Below are 1010 nucleotides of genomic sequence, written 5' to 3'. Positions count from 1 at the left end.
AATAGCTATGCATACGGTTAAAATTTATCAGGTGCGATCGCGGCAGCTTTTCGGGTGGTTTGTTGCCATTTTTACCTGTCAGCAGCCGTGATCGCGCTGAACGCATTTCAGCGGTGCGTACAATAAGATATTACGTTAAATTGTGAGGGAATGGTCCCCATATACTGACTTTATCATAGGGATAGGGTTGGTAGTGGGTCGATTGGGTTTCGGCATTGTTTCCGTTAATGCCAATTGCATTTTTGTATTTGATGCAACAGAAGGCGTGAGATTCTCCTGGGCCTGGAAAGGCTAAGTGTTTAGAATTGATGGCAAAATATCTTCCGTCCGATTTTTGAAGTAGTTGTTGTTTGGCTGTCTCCCAAAGGGTGCTGTTACAAACTTCTTGAATTTGTAGTTTTTGCAGGGCTCTTATTACTGCGTTGTCATGTTCCAATTCTTTAGGGGAGTGTATTATTCTCTCTTTTAATAAGCTGTTTACCACAGGATTTAGTTGTTGTCTAAAGCACGCAGATAATGCCATTGCTACACAATTTTGTTCCCGAGGAAGCATGTTTGGCGGGGTATGCCGTGTTTGATGTGATATGTCTATTCTCATAGAAGGTCTCTGGCTTATAGCATCAACAAATACGGCTATAAAACAAAATTTTCATAGAGTGATTCAAGATCTTCTTGAGATCCTTTTTTGCGGCGCGTAATCTGCTGCCTGCAAACAAAAAAACCACCGCTACCAACGGTGGTTTGTTTGCCGGAATCTAGAGCTACCAACTCTTTCTTCCGAAGGTAACTGGCTTGGTGGAGCACAGATACCAAATGCTGTCCTTCTAGTGTAGCCGCAGTTAGGCCACCACTTCAAGAACTCTTAATATCTCAATCCACCTTGTCCAGTTACCAATGGCTGCTGCCAGTGGCGTTAAGTCGTGTCTTACCGGGTTGGACTCAAGACGATAGTTACCGGATAAGGCGCAGCGGTCGGGCTGAACGGGGGGTTCGTGCACACAGCCCAGCTT

Annotated in this window: 2 protein-coding genes; both read right to left on the bottom strand. The window is 44.7% G+C overall.

The genetic code is table 11. The features are described from left to right. Positions 1-130 precede the first annotated feature (130 nt). Entirely contained in the window at positions 131-523 is a 393-nt protein-coding gene (locus tag E0D98_RS24710) for a hypothetical protein (protein WP_001218243.1), read from the bottom strand. A gap of 316 nt (positions 524-839) precedes the next feature. Continuing rightward, positions 840-998, bottom strand: a complete 159-nt coding sequence (locus tag E0D98_RS28600) for a hypothetical protein (RefSeq protein WP_005093880.1) — start codon at positions 996-998, stop codon at positions 840-842. Positions 999-1010 lie beyond the last annotated feature (12 nt).

It is taken from the genome of Escherichia sp. KCJ4928 (assembly GCF_004352695.1).
Classification (GTDB): domain Bacteria; phylum Pseudomonadota; class Gammaproteobacteria; order Enterobacterales; family Enterobacteriaceae; genus ECMA0423.
This window is presented reverse-complemented; position numbering and strand designations above follow the sequence as displayed.

Bases quoted from the DNA above. Each gene is read 5' to 3' on its own strand.
- E0D98_RS24710 (WP_001218243.1), bottom strand. From the start codon at position 523: ATGGCATTATCTGCGTGCTTTAGACAACAACTAAATCCTGTGGTAAAC.